Genomic DNA, 23,143 nt, shown 5'->3' with positions numbered 1-23,143 from the left:
ATTAAAGGAAGTATGAAATGGATATTTATCAGCACTTTCGTAAAGATGAAGCCCCGTTCATTGACCAGGTCCTCTCTTGGAAAGATCAAGTGGAACGGAGCTATATTTCGAAGCTTACCGATTTTCTCGATCCACGTGAGCAGCAAATTGTTGAAACAATAATTGGTGCGGGAAACGACGAACTGCAAATCGCCGCATTCGGTGGTTCCCCGCATACAGAAAGAAAAAGAATGATCATCGCACCATTCTATGAAGAAATAACCGAGGAGAGTTACCAGCTAATCCTTCTGGAGGCAACCTATCAGGAGAAATTTGTTTCACTGACACACCGGGATGCGATGGGTGCTTTTTTATCATCAGGTGTGAAGCGTGAAAAACTTGGAGACATTTTTGTTGCAAATGGACTCCTTCAAATTATTGTTGCAGCTGAAATAAGTCCCTATATCGTAATGAATCTGACATCGGTAAAAAACGCAAAAATAAAACTGACAGAAAAAGAACTGGCAAATGTCAGTATACCCCGTCCAAATTGGGTGGAATCTAGTCAGACAGTATCCTCTCTCCGGCTGGACGCCGTGTTGAAGGAAGTTTACCGCATATCGCGTAGTGCTAGTCAGCAAGCAATCGAGCGACAACAAGTGAAAGTGAACCATAAAGTGGTTCAGGACACGAAGTTTCTTTTGGAAGCGGGCGACTTATTGTCGTTTCGAGGCAAGGGGCGAAGTAAAATAGTACGGATAGAAGGGCAGACAAAGAAAGAAAAATGGCGGATCACTACTGCGACTTTGGAATAAAATAATCTTTTTAAGCAGGATTTTTTTATTTTCTGTCGAATTATAAAGTGAATCATATTAAAATAAATGGATAGAATTTCTTATACTTAAGGAGGTGGCCTTAGTGCCGTTAACACCGTTAGATATTCATAATAAAGAGTTTTCTAGAAAAATTCGTGGATTTGATGAAGATGAGGTCAATGAATTTCTTGACCAAGTTGTGAAAGACTACGAAATGGTCATCAGAGAGAAGAAGAATTTAGAAGAGAAAGTGGACAAGCTTGAAGAAAAGTTAGGTCATTTCACGAATATCGAGGAGACTTTAAATAGATCGATCCTTGTTGCCCAGGAAACTGCCGAGGAAGTGAAAGGCAATGCTACAAAAGAATCGAAATTAATCATAAAAGAAGCTGAAAAGAATGCTGATCGTATCATTAATGAAGCGCTAAGCAAATCAAGACGAATTGCAATGGATGTAGAAGAACTAAAGAAACAAGCGAAAGTATTCCGCACTCGCTTGAAAATGATCGTGGAAGCACAGCTGGATATGATTGAAACAGAGGATTGGGACGATCTGTTCGAAGCTGAAATTAGCGATGAAGATGAATTGTTGAAAAATAACGCATAGCAGGCTTGACGTCAACGGAATTTTTACATATAATTCATACAAGTAAACATTATGTGAAACATACAATGACGGAGACAGTATAAAAGCAAATGTCTGATAAGCGAGTCAGGGATCGGTGCAAGCCTGATACAGATAACTTTTAGAAAATCACTCCTGATGTATCCACTATGAAATGACAGTAATAGTGGCCGGCTCATCACCGTTAAGAGATTCTTGAGTGAATTTAAATATGTTATTTAAATTTATAAGGGTGGTACCGCGAGTCTTCTCGTCCCTTTTGGGATAGAGAGGACTTTTTTATTACCACGCAACTTTCATACAAAAGACAATTGCTTTCAGTCAGCGTAAGTGTGCCAAACTCCGAAACTTTCTACTGGAGGTCCGCAGTCCAGACACCTCTCGCACCTGCTGAGCGGCTGGTGAGCCTCCACGCAGGCAAGCCCGCTGCGGGGTCTCACCAAGCTTACCTCCGAACAGGAAGTTCTAATGCCGGCGTTGGTCACAGGACGTGAGTTCTTAGCCGGCCTCCCGCAGGAGTCTCGAGGTGTCTGGACTGCTCCCAGGAAAGGTCAAATTTAGATCACTGTTTATTATTCCAAAGATATAATTTTTATCGTGATATAGCCCTGGAGTATATGCGATTAACAATAATCACCCCTACCAGTTCAGTTGTCCGGTGGACGGTGACTCCTGCGGGAATAGCACGAGCCTGGAGACCCCGCAGGGCGGCAGCCCGAGGAGCTCTAGCAGTGCCTAAGGATGCGCATCCGTCCCCCGGGCAATTGAACGGCGGATTGGCGCTCTGAATAAGTGAACGAGCCAAATCACTCACGCTGAATGAAGGGAATATCTTGTTGTTCCAAACTGTGAAAGTTGGGTTATGATGATCTGTTTTATAAATTATGCTGAAGCGAATTTGAAGGAGGAAATACATAATGGATTATAAAGAAACATTATTGATGCCAAAAACAAAGTTTCCGATGCGCGGAAACTTACCAAATAAAGAACCTGTTCGTCGCGAACAATGGGAAGATAATCATATCTATGAGAAAGTACAAGAACGTACGAAAGGCCGACCATTATTTATTCTGCACGATGGACCACCATATGCGAATGGTGACTTGCATATCGGGCATGCCTTGAATAAAATCTTAAAAGACTTCATCGTTCGTTACAAGTCGATGACCGGCTACCATACACCATATATTCCTGGTTGGGATACGCATGGCTTGCCGATTGAAACTGCACTTACAAAAAAGAAAAAGATTAACCGGAAGGAAATCCCTATTCCAGAATTCCGTAAGCTTTGTGAAGAGTATGCTTTAGAGCAAATTGACAACCAACGCACACAATTTAAATCATTAGGAGTTCGTGGTGATTGGGATAATCCTTATATTACACTCACAAAAGACTTTGAAGCTGCTCAAATTAAAGTGTTCGGTGAAATGGCAAAAAAAGGTTACATTTATAAAGGGTTAAAGCCAGTCAACTGGTCTCCATCTTCTGAGTCAGCACTTGCAGAAGCGGAAATCGAATATTATGATAAGCGGTCCCCATCCATTTATGTCACATTCGAAGTGAAAGATGGAAAAGGGGTGTTAAATGAAGATGAAAAAATCGTTATTTGGACCACGACACCATGGACACTACCAGCCAACCTTGGAATCAGTGTTCACCCAGACCTGGAATATGTTGTAGCAGAAGTGGGTAACGAAAAATATGTTGTAGCAGAATCATTGCTTGAGGCGGTTGCTGAAGAATTGGAGTGGAATAATCCACAAGTCGTTAAACAGTTTAAGGGGCAGGAAATTGATAAAGTCGTCGCAAAACATCCATTCTATGACCGTGATTCACTTGTCATGCTTGGCGATCATGTAACGACAGAAGCTGGTACTGGTTGTGTTCATACTGCACCAGGCCACGGGGAAGATGACTTTTATGTAGCTCAGCGTTATGAACTTGATGCATTATCTCCAATCGATGATCGCGGAGTATTCACAGACGAAGCACCAGGCTTTGAAGGAATGTTCTATGATAAAGCGAATAAAGCAATTACTGAAAAATTAGAGGAAGTCGGTGCATTATTAAAGCTTACTTTCATTACGCACTCCTATCCTCATGATTGGCGGACGAAGAAACCGACAATTTTCCGTGCAACACCACAATGGTTTGCATCGATCAAAGATTTCCGTCAAGATATTCTGGAAGAAATTAAAAATGTCGAATGGTTCCCGAAATGGGGAGAAACTCGTCTGTATAATATGGTAAGAGATCGTGAAGATTGGGTTATTTCAAGACAGCGGACTTGGGGTGTGCCAATTCCAGTGTTTTATGGGGAGGATCATACACCAATCATTACGGAAGAAACGATTAATCATGTATCTGAGCTGTTTAGAGAGCATGGTTCCAATATTTGGTTTGAAAAAGAAGCAAAAGATCTGCTGCCAGAAGGATTTACTTCCCCGCATAGTCCGAATGGGGAATTTACGAAAGAAACGGATATTATGGACGTTTGGTTTGACTCCGGTTCAACACATGAAGGAGTTTTGATGAATCGTGAAGATCACCGCCGACCAGCAGACATTTATTTAGAGGGTAGTGACCAATATCGTGGTTGGTTCAACTCATCCATCTCAACAGCTGTTGCTGTAACTGGCAAAGCACCTTATAAATCAATTGTCAGCCATGGATTTGTACTTGATGGTGATGGCAGGAAGATGAGTAAATCATTAGGAAACGTCATCGTTCCAGGAAAAGTGTTGAAGCAATTAGGTGCAGACATTTTACGTCTCTGGGTTGCATCTGTCGATTATCAGGCAGACGTTAGAATCTCAGATGATATTCTCAAACAAACATCAGAAGCATACCGGAAGATCAGAAATACATTCCGTTTCATGCTGGCAAACTTAGCTGATTTTGACCCTGCAACAGATAAGGTACCTGAATCTGAAATGGAAGAGATTGATCTATTCATGCTGACTCGCCTGCAGGAAGTACTAGCGGATGCACGCAAATCTTATGAGGTGTATGAGTACTCACCGATCTTCCATGAAGTCCATAACTTCTGTTCGGTAGATTTAAGTTCTTTCTATCTGGACTTTGCAAAAGATATTCTTTATATCGAAAAACCAGATGATAAGCGTAGACGCAGTATTCAAACAGCCTACTATGAAATCTTAACGACACTTGTTAAGGTGCTTACACCGATTATTCCGCACACAGCTGAAGAAGTTTGGGAATATGTGCCGGGAGTCAAAGAGGAATATGTCCAGTTGACTGATATTCCAGAACCAAGAGAAATTAAAGGCTTAGACAAAGCAAAATGGGATCAATTCATGAATGTGCGTGATGATGTCTTGAAAGCACTGGAAGAAGCAAGAAATGACAAACTAATTGGCAAACCATTAGAAGCGAAAGTGACATTGATTCCACGGGATGAAGAAACGAAAAAAGTATTGGAATCGATGGAATACCTCCATCAATATTTGATCGTTTCCGAAGCAACAATCAAAGATGAAGAGCCAAAAGCGAAAGAATATCGCTATGTAAATGTACTTGTAGAAGTACATCCTGGTGAAAAATGTGAACGTTGCTGGGTATCATCCGAAACAGTTGGAGAGGACCAAGATCACCCAACACTTTGCACACGCTGTGCATCTGTTGTTAAAGAACATTATGAAGGTTAAAACAAAGACAGAAGCGCCCTTACAGGCTAAGTACGCGATCGTCTTCGTAATGCCTGTACTAGCACATTCTGTGCGTCGTAGCAACGTACAAACTGTGCCTTCCAGGATGGGGTGAACTTAATCGAACTTCCATTCTTCTCTTTGAGATAAAGGAAACTCAGGCGAAGATAGTGAGTTGATGTTGACTTTCACCACAAGGGTATAAGTGCGACTAAGCCTCACAAAGACCGAACGGCCGAGTCTTCCTTATCGATTGGAGGAGTGGGAAGTTTGGGACAGCACACTGCTCGCCCCACCAAAAGATCTGCTAGTTGCTGGGCGCAGAGCCGACGTGGATAATGCTAGCAACTTTAGTTGTCAACTGCATATTTATTATATAGTTCCCCACGTTAGTTAATATCAAGACTGCTCTTTCTACTTGAAGGAGCAGTCTTTTTAATCTGTAAGCTATGCTTAATCTTGTGTTTCGTGTCTGGAGAGTATAAGATAAATAAAGGAAAAATTTTAATCGAAGCATTTATTCGGAGGATTGCTGCATGCTGACATATTATCTCATCGCACTTGCGATTATTGTGCTGGATCAAATTACAAAGTGGCTTGTTATCATCAATATGGAACTTGGAGAAAGTATTCCTATCATTGATGGATTCTTTCATTTAACTTCACACCGTAATAGTGGAGCAGCTTGGGGGATTTTACAAGGACAAATGATTTTCTTCTATATTATTACCCTCATCTTTATCGGGGCTGCTGTTTACTATCTGCATAAATACGCCAGGGACAATAAATTGCTCGGAATCTCTTTAGGAATTATTATTGGAGGAGCGATTGGTAATTTCATTGATCGGTTGTTCAGACAAGAAGTTGTGGACTTTGCAGACTTTACTATCTTTAATTATAATTTCCCTATTTTTAATGTAGCAGATTCTGCACTGACAATTGGTGTTGTCCTCATTATTATTGTAACAATTATAGAAGAAAGAAATGAAAAAAGGAAGGAAAAGAAAAAGGCATGAGTTTTTATAACCATACGGTAGCTCCTGAACAAAACAAAATAAGAATTGATAAGCTGTTATCTGATGTAAATCCGGAACGTTCCAGATCGCAAATCCAGACGTGGATTGCAGAAGGTTACGTAAAGGTGAATGACAGACAAGTTAAAGCAAATTATAAATGCGAAGAAGGGGATATAATCGAGTGGCAAATCCCTGAAGTAAAAGCACTTGAAATTGAAGCGGAAAACATACCGCTTGATGTAATATATGAGGACAGTGATTTGCTCGTAGTCAATAAACCGCGTGGTATGGTTGTTCACCCGTCAGTAGGGCACGGTTCGGGAACTTTAGTGAATGCTTTACTCTATCACTGTAACGACCTATCTGGCATTAATGGAGTGGAACGGCCGGGGATTGTCCACCGGATAGATAAAGATACAAGTGGGCTCTTAATCGTTGCAAAGCATGATCAGGCGCATATCGGCTTATCTGAGCAGCTTGCTAATCGGGAAGTGGAAAGAAAGTACATTGCACTTGTCCACGGGGAAATCCCTCATGAAACAGGAATCATTGACGCTCCAATTGGTAGAGATCCAAAGAATAGACAGCGGATGGCAGTCGTTGATAACGGCAAGTCGGCTGTAACCAATTTTCAAGTACTGAAACACTTCCCGGATTATTCTTTTATTGAATGCGAGCTAGAGACCGGGAGAACCCATCAAATTCGTGTGCATATGAGATATATTGGTTATCCGCTTGTTGGAGATCCACTATACGGTCCAAGAAAGACGATTGATTTAGGCGGGCAGGCACTGCATGCAAAGAAGGTTGGCTTTACCCATCCGATATCAGGCAAATGGATGCAATTTGAATCAGAGATACCGACTTATTTTCAAGATGCGTTAAAAATAATTGAAAAAATGTATTGACATGTTAATCAAAGTTTGAAATAATGTATAGAAATAAGAAGACCTTTAATCATAGTCCTGTGAGGCTAAAAAGGATCGGCAAAAATGCTGTCATTGTATCAATCCCTTTTTCCTCATGTGAAAAAGGGATTATTTATATGGAGAACATAGGAGGAAACTAAGCGAATGATGAAGAAGGCAACTGTTCTCGATGCACCTGCAATGAACCGGGCGCTAACGCGGATGGCTCATGAAATACTCGAAAGAAATAAAGGAGCAGATGATTTAATTCTTGTTGGGATTAAAACACGCGGGGTGCCACTAGCAGAACGTCTCCAGCAAAAAATTAAACAGATTGAAAATATTACTGTACCCACTGGTGAATTAGACATTACATTATATCGTGATGACTTGGAAAAAGTAACAAGCAATGATGAACCAGAACTGAAATCTTCAAGTATTAACGTGGATGTTACCGGAAAGCTCGTTGTACTAGTTGATGATGTGTTATACACAGGTCGAACAGTCCGAGCAGCAATGGATGCTGTAATTGACCTCGGAAGACCATCGCAAATCCAACTTGGTGTACTAATTGACCGGGGACATCGTGAATTACCGATACGCGCAGATTATGTAGGAAAAAATATCCCTACATCAGAGAAAGAAATTATTGTCGTTCATTTAGATGAAGTAGATCAAGACAACCATGTTTCTATTTATGAAAAGTGAATAACGAAACAACTTTTAACTAAATCCAGAGAGATTTAAAAGGTTGCGATTTTACATGTCACATATGCGGACATGTGTATCTTCTTGCAGCCTTTTTGCGAGAAGATTTTTTTATGCCAAAATTATCTATTCGAAAAAATGGAGGGAGAAAGATGAGACATTTTATTTCAGTAGACCAATTGACAACAGAGGAAATTCATTCCATTTTAGAGGGTGCGGAAAAGCTTCGAAGCAATGAATACAAACTTGAACAGCAATTATTTGCGGCAAACTTATTTTTTGAACCGAGTACAAGAACGAAAATGAGCTTCGTTGTAGCAGAGAGAAAATTAGGGATAGAAAACTTGGATTTTCACGCGCAAAATTCAGCTGTATTAAAGGGAGAATCACTTTACGATACAGCGAAGACTTTTGAAGCAATCGGAGCTGACTTATTAGTCGTCCGTCACGAAGATGATGATTGGTATGAAGAATTAGAAGGAAAAATGTCCATTCCATTAATAAACGGCGGAGCGGGAGCGAAAGAGCATCCGACTCAAACCATGCTTGACTTACTAACGATTTATCAAGAATTTAAAAAATTTAAGGGCTTAAAAATTGCGATAGCCGGAGATATCAAACATAGCAGAGTAGCAAGATCCAATGCTGCTTGCTTACAGAAACTTGGGGCCGAAGTATATTTAAGTGCAGCACAAGGAATGGAAAGAGACGCATTAGAATTTCCTTATCTTCCAATTGATGAAGCAGTAGAAGTATGTGATGTCGTCATGCTCTTACGGATTCAGCATGAGCGTCATGAACATTCAATGAACACGTATGGTTATCTAAAGCAATATGGATTAACAAAGGAGAGGGAGAGCAGGATGAAAGATAATGCAATCATCATGCACCCGGCACCGATTAATCGCGGAGTAGAAATTGACTCATGCTTAGTCGAATGTGAACGGTCACGAATCTTTAAACAGATGAATAATGGTGTTTACGTGCGAATGGCAATCATCATCAACCTATTGAAGGAGTGGGGCATTTTAAATGAAAAAGTTAATGAAAAATATCAAACTGCTATCTGAAACAGGTGAAATAATTCAAAAAGAAATACGGATTGATGGTAATAAAATATCGGAAATTGCTGACTGTTTAAGTATCGGTACAGATGAAGTAATTGACGGAAAAGGAAAGCTGGCCTTGCCAGGGTTCATTGATCTCCATATCCATTTAAGAGAGCCCGGCGGAGAACATAAAGAAACGATTAAAACGGGAACAAAGGCGGCAGCAAGAGGTGGTTTTACGACAGTTGCTGCTATGCCAAACACAAATCCAGTCCCAGATGACCAGGGAAGATTAGATAATCTTCTAACAAAGGTTGAAGATGACGCGGCTGTCCGCGTTCTACCCTATGCATCCATAACAAAAGGTCTCGAAGGAAAAGAGCTTACAGATTTAGAAAGCTTGACGAAAGCTTTTGCCTACACGGATGATGGTGTAGGCGTGCAGACGGCAGACCTTATGCTCCAAGCAATGAAGCGTGCCGCGAAACTTGGTAAAGCGATTGTGGCCCATTGTGAGGATAATTCAATTGTTTATGGCGGAGTTGTTCATGACGGCGAAGTGAGTGAGCGACTTCATTTGCCGGGTCTACCTGGAATCAGTGAATCCGTGCAAATTGCAAGAGACGTCCTACTAGCTGAAAAGGCCGGGTGTCATTATCATGTATGCCACGTCAGTACGAAAGAATCTGTGCGTGTCATCCGTGATGCAAAGCGAGCGGGGATTAATGTAACCGCTGAAGTGACACCACATCATTTAATACTAAATGAACAAGCTATTTTATCAGATGATGCAAACTTTAAGATGAATCCGCCATTACGGGCAAAAGAAGATCAAGAAGCGTTACTCGAAGGGTTGCTCGATGGCACACTCGACTTTATAGCGACAGACCATGCACCACATGCTGAATATGAGAAAGACCTCGGATTTTTGCAGGCGCCTTTTGGAATTACGGGGCTCGAAACTGCTTTTCCACTGCTTTACACGCATTTAGTAAAATCAGGAAAATTAAGCTTAAAGCAGCTCGTTGACTACTTGACGATTAAACCAGCTGAAGTTTTTGGGCTGCCTTATGGTCGCCTCGAAGTCGCTGGTTTTGCAGATATCGTTCTCGTCGATTTAACCGAGGAATGGACAATCGATAAAGATACGTTTTATTCAAAAGGTAAAAACACACCATTTAATGGTTGGAACGTAGTTGGAAATCCAGTACTGACAATCGCAGAGGGAAAAGTCGTATACCAGGACGAAGCAGACATCGTTCATACATAAGAATATACAAAAATGAGGCTGGATAAACATGCGTAAAATTAAAATGAGACTCTTACAAATACGAGAAATTGCAAAAGATACGATTGAAATGAAATTGGAAGATGATTATATAACGAAAGTAGCAAATCCAGGTCAATTTATTTCCATTGCCTTACCGAATCATACGCTGCCTAGACCGATTTCCATTGCAGATATTGACCGAGAAAATGGGGAAATAACACTGTTATTCAAAATTATGGGAAAAGGAACAGATACACTTGCTGGATTCATTCCTGGAACTGAAGTCGATTGTTTTGGGCCGAATGGTAATGGTTTTCCTCTAGATTCAGGCCAAGTTGATAAAGTATTACTAATCGGTGGGGGAATTGGGGTTCCACCACTGTATTATCTCGGTAAACGATTGGAGGAGCAAGGAATTGAAGTCAAATCGATTCTTGGCTTTCAATCTGGAAAGTATGTTTTCTATGAAAAGAAATTTGAGAGCTTAGGAGAGACGATTATTGTAACGGATGACGGATCTTATGGGATGAAAGGCTTTGTGACGGATGCTGTAAACATCATTCCTGGTTTTGATGCCTATTATGCATGTGGGCCGACCGGAATGCTGCGCGCGTTAACTGAACAAATGAAAAACAAAACCGGGTATATCTCATTGGAAGAACGAATGGGCTGTACAGTTGGTGCTTGTGCAGCTTGTGTAATCCCGACAGCAACAGAAGGTAGCTATAAAAAGATCTGTCATGATGGACCGGTCTTTGCTGCTGAGGAGGTTATGTTATGACCCATTTACAAGTCGAATTACCCGGCTTAAAATTAAAAAATCCTCTCATGCCTGCTTCTGGCTGTTTTGGATTTGGAAAAGAGTACAGTAAATTTTATGATTTGAGCTTACTTGGTGCTGTCATAATGAAAGCCGCTACTGGAGAAGAGCGTCCAGGAAACGCAACACCAAGAGTTGCCGAAACGAACAGTGGAATGTTGAATGCCATCGGTTTACAGAATCCGGGTGTAGACAGGATTATTAACGAAGAAGTACCATTTCTTGCAAACTATGACACAGCTATTATAGCGAATATTGCTGGAAGCACGGTTGAAGAATATGAAGAAGTAGCAGCTAAATTTAATCTAACACGGAATGTACATGCGCTGGAATTAAATATATCCTGCCCAAATGTGAAGGAAGGCGGCATTCAATTTGGAACAGATCCGGAAATGGCCAAACATGTAACAGAAAAGGTAAAGCAAGCAAGTGATAAGCCAGTTTATGTGAAGCTTTCCCCGAATGTATCGGATATTGTTGCCATGGCAAAAGCAGTAGAAGAAGCTGGAGCAGATGGTCTCACGATGATTAATACATTAACAGGCATGCAGCTGCATCTTCCATCGAAACGTCCGCTCATTGCAAATAAAACAGGCGGTCTTTCCGGTCCGGCGATTAAGCCGATTGCAGTCCGGATGATTTATGAAGTGAAACAAGCAGTAAACATTCCGATTATCGGCATGGGAGGAATTCAAACGGCAGAAGATGTGCTGGAATTCCTGCTCGCTGGAGCAAGTGCAGTTGCAGTCGGAACAGCAAATTTCCAGAACCCACTTATCCTTCCAGAACTAATTTCAGAGTTACCGAAAGTACTGCAGAAATATGGCTTCAGCTCGGTTGAGGAAGCGATCGGAAAGGCGGTAACAGGATGACAGACTTAATTTATCTTGCGTTAGATTTCTCGGATTGGCAGGAAACGGAACAATTCCTTACTCGTCATCATTTGCAAGGAGTTCCGGTAAAAGTAGGGATGGAGCTTTTTTACCGAGAAGGACCAGCAATGATTGAAAAATTAAAGGCGGATAATCATTCGATTTTCCTTGATTTAAAACTTCACGATATTCCAACAACAGTGGAACGGGCCATGAAGAATTTAGCAAGATTGGATGTTGATATTGTCAATGTGCACGCCCTTGGTGGTTCCGATATGATGAAACGGGCGAAAGAAGGCTTGCTTGCAGGTGGGGCAGATCAAACAAGGCTGCTTGCAGTTACGATACTGACATCGATGAGTGAACAGTCGATGCAACAGGAATTAGGGCTGCAGCTTAAATTAGATGAGCAGGTAACGAAATTGGCAAGTCTTTCTGAAGCAAGTGGGGCTGACGGTGTTGTCTGTTCTGTTCATGAGGTAAAAGAAATAAAGCGCTTATGCGGAGAAGACTTTTTGACTGTAACACCAGGGATCCGTTTAGCAGCATCTTCTCAAGATGATCAGGAAAGGGTTGCAACTCCTGCTGAAGCAAGTCGACTAGGGGCCGACCATCTTGTGATGGGAAGAAGTATCACAAGAGCAGCTGATCCGAAAGCAGCTTATCAGGAAGCGATAAAGGAGACTTTTATACATGGTAATTGAAAAAGAACTTGTGCGTGACTTACTCGATATTCGTGCAGTACAGATTAATGCGAAGAACTATTTCACTTGGACTTCCGGTGTAAAATCACCCATCTATTGTGATAACCGGTTGATTATGTCATATCCGGCCATCCGCAAAAAAGTTACAGAAGGATTTATTTCACTATTAGAAGCAAATAATTGGAAACCGGATGTAATTGCTGGTTGTGCTACAGCAGGGATTCCTCATGCCGCATGGTTAAGCACTGCACTTGATTTACCACTCGTTTATGTACGTTCCAAGCCGAAAGCCCACGGTAAAGGAAATCAAATTGAAGGAATCATTGAATCAGGTCAGCGTGTCGTTGTCATTGAAGATCTTATTTCGACGGGTGGTTCAGCGATTCAATCTGCGAAAGCTCTTACCGCTACTGGGGCAGATGTTGCTGGTGTATTAGCTATTTTTTCTTACGGATTAGAAAAGGCAAAGGATAACTTTCGTGCAGCAAACCTCATTCACGAAACCGTGACAAATTTTGATGAACTACTTGAAGCATTAACGGTCAGCGGTGAATTAAGTAAGGAAGAAATGCACGAGCTATTAAACTGGCGGAATACATTAAACTAAGACCGAGTGAAAGGAGACCCTTTCATTCGGTTTATTTGTTAACTCAAATTTCGTAGTTTGGACAGCTAGTTATTTATATTCAGCAAGGTGATAAGTGTGATTTGCTTTGCTACTTTGCGATAGTTAAATGTAAATTCATGAAACTGTCAGTTTTCCCCTGTCCTGATTTACTGAATCTTGGCCGTGATTCCTTTATAATAGATATATCGAAATCAAATAAGGGTGTTAACATGAAAATCACGGATTATGAACTGTTGATCAAATTAAATGAAATAGGTACGATTCGCGGCACTGCAAAAATTGTCCTTATTTCGCAACCGGCTGTTACTCAGCGCTTAAAATACATAGAAGAATATTTCGGAGTACAAATATTTCTAAGAACATCCAAGCGTTTAAAACTCACCCCAGCAGGTGAAATTATTTTAGAACATGCAAAAGAAGTAATTGATAGGGAAGAACACGTGTTAAATAAACTTGCGAAGTCTAGTAAAGAAGTGCAGGGTACCTTGTCGATTGCTTGTTCTTCACTTATCAGCCAACGCTTTCTGCCAAAGATCCTCGGTGCATACACCAATCAGTTTCCAAAAGTTGCAATCGACCTTGTAACTGGTATTAGTGAAGATATTCGCCTTGATCATAAAAATTATGATGTCTGCATTATCCGAGGCGATAAATTAAAGGAAAGCACTTGTGTACGTCTATTTGCTGACCCGCTTTATATTTTTGATACTGAGCCATTTCCAGAAGATGGTGTGAAGGAACGGCCATTGATTTCCTTTAAAAGCGATGATAGCATGCATGAATTAGTTGATAACTGGCTTTATTATCAGCAGGCATCAATTAAACCGCTCAAGACGATGACGGTAGATCAGATTGAAACATGTAAGCAATTCATGAAACAGGGAATAGGAATGGCAGTTCTGCCAAAGAGTGTGTCGGATTCTATGATGGAAGAATATCCGCATTTGCCACTGATGCTTGCCGGGGAAAGTGTTACCCGTGATACATGGGTTTGCTACCAGGAGGATGCGCGCCAGCTTCCCCAAGTGAATCGTTTTATTGAGGCCTTGACTTCTACTAAATTTCTCACGCATTAACAGTCTGTAATACCTCCATCTCTAAGTGAGGGAAACCCAACATGTGAAAGTGGGGTAAACATTCCGTAAATCGCTGATTCTGTTCAACTAATATACAGCTGGAGAAGTAAGGTCGCCCACTGAATGAAGTTTCGTTCTATATAATGTTTTATCTTCCTGTAAATGTGGAAGATATATATTATATTAGAAAAGGAGTGGTAGTTAATGAGTGATGTACTCTTCACTTCAAGTGCAACAGCCAAAAATGGACGAGAAGGTCATGTGAAATCATCGGACGGCATACTGGATCTTGAACTTGTTAATCCGTTGCAGGATAAGAATGGAAAAGGATCGAATCCAGAGCAATTATTTGCGGCTGGATATTCCGCTTGTTTCGATGGAGCGTTGAACCTCATGGCTTCTAAAAAAGATAAACAAATTGATTCGCAAACAACTGCTGAAGTTAGTTTTATGAAGGATGAAAGCGACGGCGGCAATAAAATAGGTGTGACGCTGAAGGTTAAAATCGGCGGTGTTAGTCCTGAAGAAGCCGACGAACTGGTCGAAGCAGCTCATCAAGCTTGTCCATATTCCAAAGCGACAAGAGGAAACGTAGACGTTAAATTAATCCCCCAAGCAGTAGAATAAAAGTCAATAAAAAAGGATTATTCCGAGAAGAGGGAATAATCCTTTTTTATTGCATAGGAAACTATAAAATAAAAATGCTGTGGATAACTTAGATACCCAAGGCTAGCCACGTCCGCTCTGCGCCCAGCAACTAGCAGATCTTTTGGTGGGGCGAGCAGTGTGCAGTCCCAAACTTCCCACTCCTCCAATCGATAAAGAAGACTCGGCGTTCGGTCTTTGTGAGGCTTAGTCGCACTTATACCCTTGTGGTGAAAGTCAACATCTACTCACTATCTTCGCCCGAGTTTCCTTTATCTCAAAGAGAAGAATGGAAGTTCGATTAAGTTCACCCCATCCTGGAAGGCACAGTTTGTACGTTGCTACGACGCACAGAATGTGCTAGTACAGGCGTGGCGAAGACGATCGCGTACTTAGCCTGTAAGGGCGCTTGCGCCTTTGTTCTGTCGATTTACTATTTCTGTCTATGTTCTTCCACGAACTTGGCGGAAGGGTTAACGAATAAGGTTTTTTGGTTGTCGTATATGACATAGCCTGGTTTCGCTCCGTTTGGTTTTTTTACATGGCGAATTAGCGTGTAATCTACCGGAACTGAAGAAGAATGTTGGGATTTACTGAAATAAGCAGCAAGTTTTGCCGCTTCACGTAACGTTTCTTCACTCGGCTCCGTACTTCGAATAACAACATGTGACCCAGGTATATCTTTTGTATGCAGCCAAATTTCATCTCGGCGTGCGAGCTTCATTGTTAAATACTCATTTTGTTTATTATTCTTGCCAACAAGAATCGCTGTTCCGTCCGAAGCGATAAATGTTTCTGGTACAGGTTTTTGCACCTTGTTCTTCCGACCTTTTGTCCGTTGTTTTCTTAAATAACCTTCATCTCTAAGTTCTTCGCGGATTTCATCAATATCATCTTCGCTTGCTACTTCAATTTGTTGGAGAAGGCGATCAAAATAATCGATTTCTTCTTCTGTCTTTTTAATCTCTATTTGAACGATTTTCCTCGAGTTTTTCAACTTTTGATAAGTCTTGAAAAAGCGCTGGGCATTTTCACTCGGTGAAATTTGCGGGTTTAATTCGATTTCCACTTTACTCTGTTCCGGGTCATAATAATCGATCGCTGTAACAACTGTGTCACCAGGCTTTACCAGGTGGAGATGAGCGGTTAATAACTCTCCGTATTTTTGATAGCGATCAGCTTTTTCAGCCTTTTTCAATGTCAGGTAATGCTTTTTCAATTTCCGTTCGTTTTTGTTTATTTCATTTCGGATGAATCGGGAAAGATCTTTTGCTTGCTGTTTGACTCTATCTCTTTCAGCTTTTCCGGAGTAGAAACTGTCCAGCATGTCACTCACCGCAACAAATTCCTGTCTTTCTAATTTCTCTGCTGTAATTTCTATGACGTGGTAATCTTCGCGCCCGTTAGTGTAAATTGTTGGTTTAAATTTTTTTTGAACAACGTCGTGATTGACTTCCTCAAATTTCTCTTGATAAATAGCCATATCACCAAGCTTAGCCCTTCTTACTATTTCTTTCGTGATGAAAGGGGAGTAGCCTGTAAGATTTTGGACAAGCTGCCCGTCTATTTTACCAGCATTAAAATCAATCCGTTTTATTAAGTCCTCTCCAGCAATTTCCAATGGATTCAGCTTATCTTGCTCCGGTGGTTTCAAATAGTCATGTCCTGGCAGAATAGTCCGATGGCGGTTCTGTGCCATGGAAATGTGTTTCATACTGTCAATGATTTTCCCAGTTTCTTCATTAACGAGAATGACATTACTATGTCTTCCCATCAACTCGATGATCAGCTGCTTTTCACTTTGGTCTCCGATTTCATTTCTTGTTGAAAAAGAAAAGGTTATGACCCGCTCCAAGCGATCTTGTTCAATCGAATTGATCGTTGCCCCTCCAAGATGCTTTCTGAGTACCATACAAAACATTGGCGGTTCTTTCGGATTAACGAGACTATTCTTTGTTAGATGGATTCGCGTATATGTTGGATGTATCGAAAAGAGTAAGTTTTGGTTTACTCCCTGACTGCGAATCGTAAAAATAAGTTCTTGAGCAGTAGGCTGATAAATTTTTGAAATTTTACCTGGAAGCAGAGCGTCTTGTAATTCATTTGTCACCGCTCGTGTAACGATACCGTCAAATGGCATATAATCACCTCTTCTAAGTATTATAGCATTAATTACACGAGTACGGCATATAGATGGGGTAGTAGTGGATTAGTAAAGGCTTGGAGGAATGCAGATGAAATGGTATCAATTAGATATAAAAGAAGTGGAGGAACAACTGCAAGTCACCATTCCAGAAGGATTGACCGAAGAAAAAGTACAAGCACGGAAAAAAAAGTTTGGAGCAAATGAACTGGAAGCACAGAAAAAACAATCCCGGTGGCTATTATTCTTGAAACAATTTCAAGATTTTATGGTTCTTGTGTTATTAGGTGCCACTTTAATTGCCGGTCTTCTCGGTGAATATGTCGATGCGATCGCGATTATGGTCATCGTACTTGTAAATGGGGGCATCGGCTATTTCCAAGAACAAAAGGCAGAAGATTCGCTTGAGAAAATGAAGCAATTATCTGCACCTATAAGCAATGTGAAAAGAAATGGGAAATGGGAAAAAGTAAATTCCCGTGAACTAGTCGCAGGGGATGTAATAAAAATAAAAAGCGGTGACCGTATCCCGGCTGATATCCGTATTGTTGAAGCGAACAGCCTAGAGATCGAGGAATCCGCCTTGACCGGTGAATCCTTACCCGTTGCAAAAATTGGACAAGCGATGACACAGACCGATTTAGGTCCTCAGGATCAGCTGAACATGGGGTTCATGGGAACATTAGTAACAAGGGGACAAGGTACCGGTATTGTCACAAGAATAGGGATGCAGACAGAAATGGGGAAAATTGCATCCTTAATGATGACAACGAAAAAGCTGATGACGCCGCTCGAACGCAAATTAGCGGAACTTGGTAAAGTTTTGATTGTTGTCGCTTTACTTCTTACTGCATTAGTTGTTGTTCTGGGAATTTTACAGGGCAGACCACTTTATCATATGGTCCTTGCGGGTGTTTCTTTAGCGGTGGCAGCCATTCCAGAAGGCTTACCGGCAATTGTAACAGTTGCTCTATCCCTCGGTGTACAAAGAATGATTAGACGGAAGGCGATTGTCCGGAAGCTTTCTTCCGTTGAAACATTAGGCTCCGCTTCCGTAATCTGTTCCGATAAAACGGGCACGATGACGGAGAACCAGATGACTGTTAAAAGACTCTATCTGAACGGGGAATTCCTTCATTTAACAGGAGAAGGTTACCAGATTAATGGAGACATTTTGAATGGAAACGAAATCGTCGATGGAGGCCATCCGAACTTGAATGTGATGCTCCGATATGGCATGCTTTGCAATCAGGCAAATTTAAAGTTACAAGATAGGCAGTATACAATCGATGGCGATCCCGTTGATGGGGCTTTGCTTGTTGCAGCGCGGAAGTTCGGATTAAGTGAAGAACTGAAAACGGAATATCGGTTAATAAAGGAATTTCCTTTTGATTCGGAAAGGAAGCGGATGAGCGTCGTTGTGGAAGATGAAAACAGCAGACGTTTCCTCATCGTAAAGGGAGCGCCTGATGTATTATTGCCAAGGTCATCGTTCCATTTGACGAAAGACGGCAGGAAAGTTCTTGATTTTGCAGGGAAAGATAAATTTAATCAAGCAATCAACCTTATGGCAAATGATGCTTTACGAATTATCGGAATCGGTATGCGGCCATTACGGAAAGATGAACTGCTTGATGACGCTGCGTTTCTGGAAACGGAGATTACGTTTATCGGATTATACGGTATGATTGATCCTCCACGCAAAGAAGTAAAACCAGCAATCCTTGCATGTAGACAAGCTGGGATTAAAACGGTGATGATTACGGGGGATCATGCAAATACTGCCACGGCGATAGCGAAGGAACTGGAATTACTCCCTGCATCAGGCCGGGTCGTTTCAGGGAGTGAGTTAAATCAAATGAACCAGCATGAATTGGAAAAACAAATTGAAGATATTTATGTATTTGCTAGAGTCACTCCAGAACATAAGTTAAGGATTGTAAAAGCTTTCCAGAGCCGAGGCCATGTTGTCGCAATGACAGGAGACGGCGTGAATGATGCCCCTTCCATCAAGGCTGCGGATATCGGCATTAGCATGGGGATAAGCGGGACGGATGTAACAAAAGAAGCTTCCTCCCTCGTTCTAATGGATGATAACTTTGCAACAATTAAAGCAGCGATTGATGAAGGAAGGAATATATATGAAAATATCCGGAAATTCATTCGTTATTTACTAGCTTCCAATGTTGGGGAAATCCTTGTTATGTTATTTGCTGTGATGCTGAAAATGCCATTACCCCTTGTTCCAGTGCAAATCCTTTGGGTTAATCTCGTAACGGATGGATTGCCTGCAATGGCACTTGGAATGGATACGTCAGAAGAAAATGTGATGAAACGAAAACCGCGAGATCCGCGGGAAGGGATTTTCGCAAGAGGACTCGGTTATAAAATTGTCAGTAGAGGAATTATGATCGGGCTCGTTTCTTTAATTGCTTTCTTGTTCGCTTATTATAATGATTCTGAGAACCTCACTTATGCTCGGACGATGACATTTACAACACTTGTTATGGCCCAGCTCATTCATGTATTTGAATGTCGAAGTGAGAAGTCCATTTTTGCTCGGAACCCTTTTGAAAATAAATATTTACTATTTGCTGTCCTGTCATCTGTCCTGCTATTGCTTGTTGTCATATATTGGCCACCACTTCAACCGATATTCCATACTACTGCACTCGGAATATTAGATTGGTTGATTGTGCTTGTGCTAAGTCTACTACCGACAGTACTATTCGCTTATACAAAGAAATAAAACAGGCCCGGTATTCCTTCTGCCTTGTGCAAGGGGATCCGGGTATGTTTTATTACGCAGAAAAGGGAAATCGTGGTAAGGTATACATAACTCAACTTTCTCGGCCTGAAATAGTTAGCTAGCCTTTGATATAATGAATAAAGCCGATAATGCATCATAGTTATAAACACGATTCCATTCATTCAGCGTAAGTATTTTTCATGTTCTCATGGTTCGCTCTCTAATCGTCGTTCAGTTGCCCGGTGGACGGATGCGCATCCTTGGGCACTGCTAGAGCTCCTCGGGCTAAGCACTAAGGGGTCTCCAGGCTCGTGCTGTTCCCGCAGGAGTCACCGTCCCCCGGGCAACTGAACTGGTTAGATGATTCTCTGAATAGAAATTGTTCCGTCACGATAAGGATTAAACTCCTGGAATATTAAACAGTAGTCTATATTCGGCCTTTCCTGGTAGCAGTCCAGACACCTCGAGATTCCTGCGGGAGGATAGGCTGGTGCGAGAGGTGTCTGGACTGCGGACCTCCAGAAGGGAGTTTCGGAGTTAGGCACACTTACGCTGAATGAAAGCGAGCACCAGTTTAGATTGGAGAACTTTTTTATTTAAGTAATCGAATGAATTTCATAATTAACAAAAACGGCTTCTTCGCCACATCATGTAGTTAAGAAAGATTCTACGCAACTACATGTTGTGGCGAAGGAGCGGTAAATCCTTATTATGAAATTCATTAAATCGTTTCTAAGTACATGCCTTAAAGGTTTCGGCTGCTTGATAAAGAAGATTTATTTTTGTGTTTTTAGGTGCGAAAGATGAGTACATAAGAATACTGTTCATGAAAAGGTAGTGATGAAAATGCTCTTGAGCATGACAGGTTATGGGAAACAAGTACTTGAACATACGGAACACAGAGTAACGGTGGAAATGCGTTCTGTTAATAACCGTTTCTTAGATATTACATTAAAAATGCCGCGCAGCTTTTACTATCTCGAAGAAAAATTCAAGAAAATAATTAAAAACTATTTTAAACGAGGTAAAATTGAAGTATATATATCAGTACAAGGTGAAGGATCGATTCATAAAAATGTACATGTGGACTGGGAATTATTGGGACAGTATGTTGAGCGCGTGGAAGAAATCAAGCAACATTATCCAATTAAAGGTGAACTGAATATCGAGCAGTTGGTGAATATAGAGGATATATTTATTGTTGAGGAAGAAGAGAAACAAGACGAAACATTAACAATTAATCTGTTACAAGCGATGGAACAATCATGCAAGAAGCTTTTGGAAATGAGACGAGCGGAAGGGGCTTTCCTTGAGAAGGATTTAAAAGAACGGTTACAGGTATTAGAAGAGACAATGAACCGCCTGCAACACATTCGTCCGAAAGTAATTGAAACCTACCGCGAAAGAATCAATAAAAGAATTACCGATCACCTTGCTGCGTACAGTACAATTGATGAGGCAAGGATTATGCAAGAGGTAGCCATATTAGCTGAAAAAGGCGATATTACCGAGGAGTTAACGAGACTGCATAGTCATATCAATCAAATGAAAAGCACGTTAAAAGAAGAAGGAAGTGTCGGCAGAAAACTGGACTTCATCTGTCAGGAAATGCACCGGGAAGCAAATACAATCGGATCAAAAGCAACAGCAGCGGAAATCAATGAGCTTGATGTCATCCTGAAAACCGAAATAGAGAAAATAAAAGAACAAATACAAAATATCGAGTAGTTAAAGATTTGATTGGATATAAATATAAATATCTGTTAGATTAAAGTATAATAGATATATTAGGTATTGTTCAAAAATATTTTTTTGAATGCATACTATTAGACGGTTTTAGCTGATAAGGGGGAACGTAAGTGAATCTGACGTTAATAAATATTGGATTTGGTAATGTTGTTTCAGCTAATCGAATTATTTCTATTGTATCTCCGGAATCAGCTCCTATTAAACGGATTATTTCGGTTGCAAGAGATAACAATAAGTTAGTTGATGCTACATACGGCAGAAGAACGAGAGCAGTTATTATTACGGATAGCGATCATGTCGTTTTATCTGCAGTCCAACCGGAAACGGTCGGGCAACGAGTCATGAACCATGAAGAAGTGACGGAGGAATCTTAAAGTGAAACTTCATTCAGCGGGGATTTCCTTACCATCCTAACTGAATGTTAGTTGAACAGAATCGGATTTACGGACTGTTTATCCCCTGTCTTCACATTTTGAGCTTTCCTCGTGTATAGAGGTGGGATTTACAGACCGTCAATGCGTAATAAATCATTAAAACAATAGATGATTTCTTTATAGAGTAAGTTTGTATTAGGAGGAAGAGAAATTGAAGGATGAGTCAGGTATTTTATTTATCCTTTCAGGACCATCTGGTGTTGGTAAAGGAACCGTTCGAAAAAGACTTTTTGAAGAACAGACGGATTTACAATACTCCATTTCCATGACGACGCGCAATATGCGACCGGGCGAAGTGGAAGGCGTGGATTATTTTTATCGTTCGAAGGAAAAATTCGAACAAATGATTACGAATAGCGAACTTTTAGAGTACGCGAAATATGTCAATAACTATTACGGGACACCAAGGGCTTTTGTTGAAGAAACATTAGCAAAAGGAAAAGACGTATTTCTCGAGATTGAAGTTCAAGGAGCTTTACAGGTGAAAAATAACTTCCCGCAAGGAGTCTTTATTTTTCTCTTCCCTCCTAGTCTTGATGAATTAAAAAATCGCATCGTAAGCCGTGGAACAGAAACGGAAGAACTTGTCATCAACCGGTTAAAAGAAGCCCGTAACGAAATTGAAATGATGCATGCTTATGATTATGTTGTTGTAAATGATGACGTCGATCAGGCTGTTGACCGGGTAAAAGCGATTATCAAAGCGGAGCATCTGAAAAGAGAACGAGTGGAAAAACTATATAGAAAAATACTGGAGGTAGATTGACATGATGCTAGAACCATCCATTGACCAGTTACAGGAAAAAATTTATTCAAAGTATGAATTAGTCACACTATCTGCAAGGCGAGCAAGACAGCTGGCGGAAGATGAAAAATCAATGATTGAAGAGCCAACTTCCCACACCTTTGTTGGGGTTGCACTAGAAGAGATTGCGGATGGAAAATTGTATATTGCAGAAGAAGAATAAACACCTCGCTTTATAGCGGGGTTTTTTCTTTCTGAATTGTACGTCCCTAAGCGCACGCTTCCGCTTTTGTTGTTGTCTAGCGAAAGCGCCCCAGCGACTAGCGGATTTCCTTCACCTCCGTTCGATAAGTCAACATCAGCTCCCGTTGGTCGCTGTGTTTCCTTTATCTCCTACAGTTCAGTCCAACCCGTACGTCGCTAACCGGGTCGCTTCCGCTTTTGTTGTTGTCTAGCTGCAGCGTGCAGGGACTAGCAAACTTCATATTCCTCCAATCGATAAGTCAACATCGATTCGTCCCTCACCGTGTTTCCTTTATC

General features: G+C 41.1%; 20 protein-coding genes and 1 other annotated feature. Of the genes, 19 read left to right on the top strand and 1 reads right to left on the bottom strand.

What is annotated here, in order from left to right; translation table 11 throughout:
- The first annotated feature begins 17 nt into the window (after window positions 1-17).
- The 14 genes from LZD48_RS04985 (at window position 18) to LZD48_RS04920 (ending at window position 14,765) form a co-directional block, all read left to right on the top strand.
- Window positions 18-794 (top strand): YlmH family RNA-binding protein, encoded by a 777-nt coding sequence (locus LZD48_RS04985; RefSeq protein WP_235761634.1) that lies wholly within the window; start codon window positions 18-20, stop codon window positions 792-794.
- Between the two features lie 103 nt (window positions 795-897).
- Complete coding sequence (locus tag LZD48_RS04980) at window positions 898-1,401, top strand: DivIVA domain-containing protein (RefSeq protein ID WP_235761633.1); 504 nt, start codon at window positions 898-900, stop codon at window positions 1,399-1,401.
- 56 nt (window positions 1,402-1,457) lie between these two features.
- Window positions 1,458-1,680, top strand: a binding site (T-box leader).
- A gap of 656 nt (window positions 1,681-2,336) precedes the next feature.
- The gene (gene ileS / locus LZD48_RS04975) at window positions 2,337-5,087 is read left to right on the top strand and encodes an isoleucine--tRNA ligase (RefSeq protein ID WP_235761632.1); all 2,751 of its coding nucleotides are present in this window, start codon (window positions 2,337-2,339) and stop codon (window positions 5,085-5,087) included.
- Window positions 5,088-5,623: 536 nt separating this feature from the next.
- Window positions 5,624-6,103 (top strand): signal peptidase II, encoded by a 480-nt coding sequence (gene lspA, locus LZD48_RS04970; RefSeq protein ID WP_235761631.1) that lies wholly within the window; start codon window positions 5,624-5,626, stop codon window positions 6,101-6,103.
- Window positions 6,100-7,011 (top strand): RluA family pseudouridine synthase, encoded by a 912-nt coding sequence (locus tag LZD48_RS04965; RefSeq protein ID WP_235761630.1) that lies wholly within the window; start codon window positions 6,100-6,102, stop codon window positions 7,009-7,011. The genes lspA and LZD48_RS04965 overlap by 4 nt, the downstream gene beginning before the upstream one ends.
- Window positions 7,012-7,176: 165 nt before the next feature.
- Window positions 7,177-7,719, top strand: coding sequence for a bifunctional pyr operon transcriptional regulator/uracil phosphoribosyltransferase PyrR (gene pyrR, locus LZD48_RS04960; RefSeq protein ID WP_235761629.1), 543 nt, complete (start codon window positions 7,177-7,179; stop codon window positions 7,717-7,719).
- Window positions 7,720-7,871: 152 nt separating this feature from the next.
- Window positions 7,872-8,789 (top strand): aspartate carbamoyltransferase catalytic subunit, encoded by a 918-nt coding sequence (locus LZD48_RS04955; protein WP_235761628.1) that lies wholly within the window; start codon window positions 7,872-7,874, stop codon window positions 8,787-8,789.
- Window positions 8,752-10,038, top strand: a complete 1,287-nt coding sequence (gene pyrC / locus LZD48_RS04950) for a dihydroorotase (protein WP_235761627.1) — start codon at window positions 8,752-8,754, stop codon at window positions 10,036-10,038. Before LZD48_RS04955 ends, pyrC begins: the two co-directional genes overlap by 38 nt.
- 28 nt (window positions 10,039-10,066) lie before the next feature.
- Complete coding sequence (locus LZD48_RS04945) at window positions 10,067-10,819, top strand: dihydroorotate dehydrogenase electron transfer subunit (protein WP_235761626.1); 753 nt, start codon at window positions 10,067-10,069, stop codon at window positions 10,817-10,819.
- Window positions 10,816-11,730 carry a dihydroorotate dehydrogenase gene (locus LZD48_RS04940; protein ID WP_235761625.1) on the top strand — a complete coding sequence of 305 codons (915 nt, stop codon included), beginning with the start codon at window positions 10,816-10,818 and terminating at the stop codon, window positions 11,728-11,730. The genes LZD48_RS04945 and LZD48_RS04940 overlap by 4 nt, the downstream gene beginning before the upstream one ends.
- Window positions 11,727-12,434, top strand: coding sequence for an orotidine-5'-phosphate decarboxylase (gene pyrF, locus LZD48_RS04935; RefSeq protein WP_235761624.1), 708 nt, complete (start codon window positions 11,727-11,729; stop codon window positions 12,432-12,434). The genes LZD48_RS04940 and pyrF overlap by 4 nt, the downstream gene beginning before the upstream one ends.
- Window positions 12,424-13,041 (top strand): orotate phosphoribosyltransferase, encoded by a 618-nt coding sequence (pyrE, locus tag LZD48_RS04930; protein WP_235761623.1) that lies wholly within the window; start codon window positions 12,424-12,426, stop codon window positions 13,039-13,041. The genes pyrF and pyrE overlap by 11 nt, the downstream gene beginning before the upstream one ends.
- A 230-nt stretch (window positions 13,042-13,271) precedes the next feature.
- Window positions 13,272-14,138, top strand: a complete 867-nt coding sequence (locus tag LZD48_RS04925) for a LysR family transcriptional regulator (RefSeq protein ID WP_235761622.1) — start codon at window positions 13,272-13,274, stop codon at window positions 14,136-14,138.
- Window positions 14,139-14,342: 204 nt separating this feature from the next.
- A complete protein-coding gene (locus LZD48_RS04920) occupies window positions 14,343-14,765 on the top strand; it encodes an organic hydroperoxide resistance protein (protein ID WP_235761621.1) in 423 nt (140 codons plus the stop codon).
- Window positions 14,766-15,216: 451 nt separating this feature from the next.
- Here the strand turns inward: LZD48_RS04920 and LZD48_RS04915 are convergent, their stop codons facing one another.
- Entirely contained in the window at window positions 15,217-16,923 is a 1,707-nt protein-coding gene (locus tag LZD48_RS04915; protein ID WP_235761620.1) for an Rqc2 family fibronectin-binding protein, read from the bottom strand.
- Window positions 16,924-17,017: 94 nt separating this feature from the next.
- Between LZD48_RS04915 and LZD48_RS04910 the strand changes: the two genes are divergently transcribed.
- From LZD48_RS04910 to rpoZ, 5 genes are all read left to right on the top strand, one after another.
- Window positions 17,018-19,675, top strand: a complete 2,658-nt coding sequence (locus tag LZD48_RS04910; RefSeq protein WP_235761619.1) for a cation-translocating P-type ATPase — start codon at window positions 17,018-17,020, stop codon at window positions 19,673-19,675.
- An 846-nt stretch (window positions 19,676-20,521) separates the two neighbouring features.
- Complete coding sequence (locus LZD48_RS04905) at window positions 20,522-21,403, top strand: YicC/YloC family endoribonuclease (RefSeq protein ID WP_235761618.1); 882 nt, start codon at window positions 20,522-20,524, stop codon at window positions 21,401-21,403.
- Between the two features lie 131 nt (window positions 21,404-21,534).
- On the top strand, window positions 21,535-21,798 hold the full coding sequence (remA, locus tag LZD48_RS04900) for an extracellular matrix/biofilm regulator RemA (protein ID WP_156855510.1): 264 nt from the start codon (window positions 21,535-21,537) through the stop codon (window positions 21,796-21,798).
- A gap of 211 nt (window positions 21,799-22,009) precedes the next feature.
- A complete protein-coding gene (gene gmk, locus LZD48_RS04895; protein ID WP_235761617.1) occupies window positions 22,010-22,624 on the top strand; it encodes a guanylate kinase in 615 nt (204 codons plus the stop codon).
- A 1-nt stretch (window position 22,625) separates the two neighbouring features.
- Window positions 22,626-22,826 (top strand): DNA-directed RNA polymerase subunit omega, encoded by a 201-nt coding sequence (gene rpoZ, locus LZD48_RS04890; RefSeq protein ID WP_235761616.1) that lies wholly within the window; start codon window positions 22,626-22,628, stop codon window positions 22,824-22,826.
- Window positions 22,827-23,143 lie beyond the last annotated feature (317 nt).

This window comes from Oceanobacillus alkalisoli (assembly GCF_021556485.1).
In the GTDB taxonomy this organism is placed as follows: Bacteria; Bacillota; Bacilli; order Bacillales; family Amphibacillaceae; genus Oceanobacillus; species Oceanobacillus alkalisoli.
The sequence above is the reverse complement of the archived record's forward strand: the minus strand, read 5'-3'. Positions and strand labels throughout refer to the sequence as shown.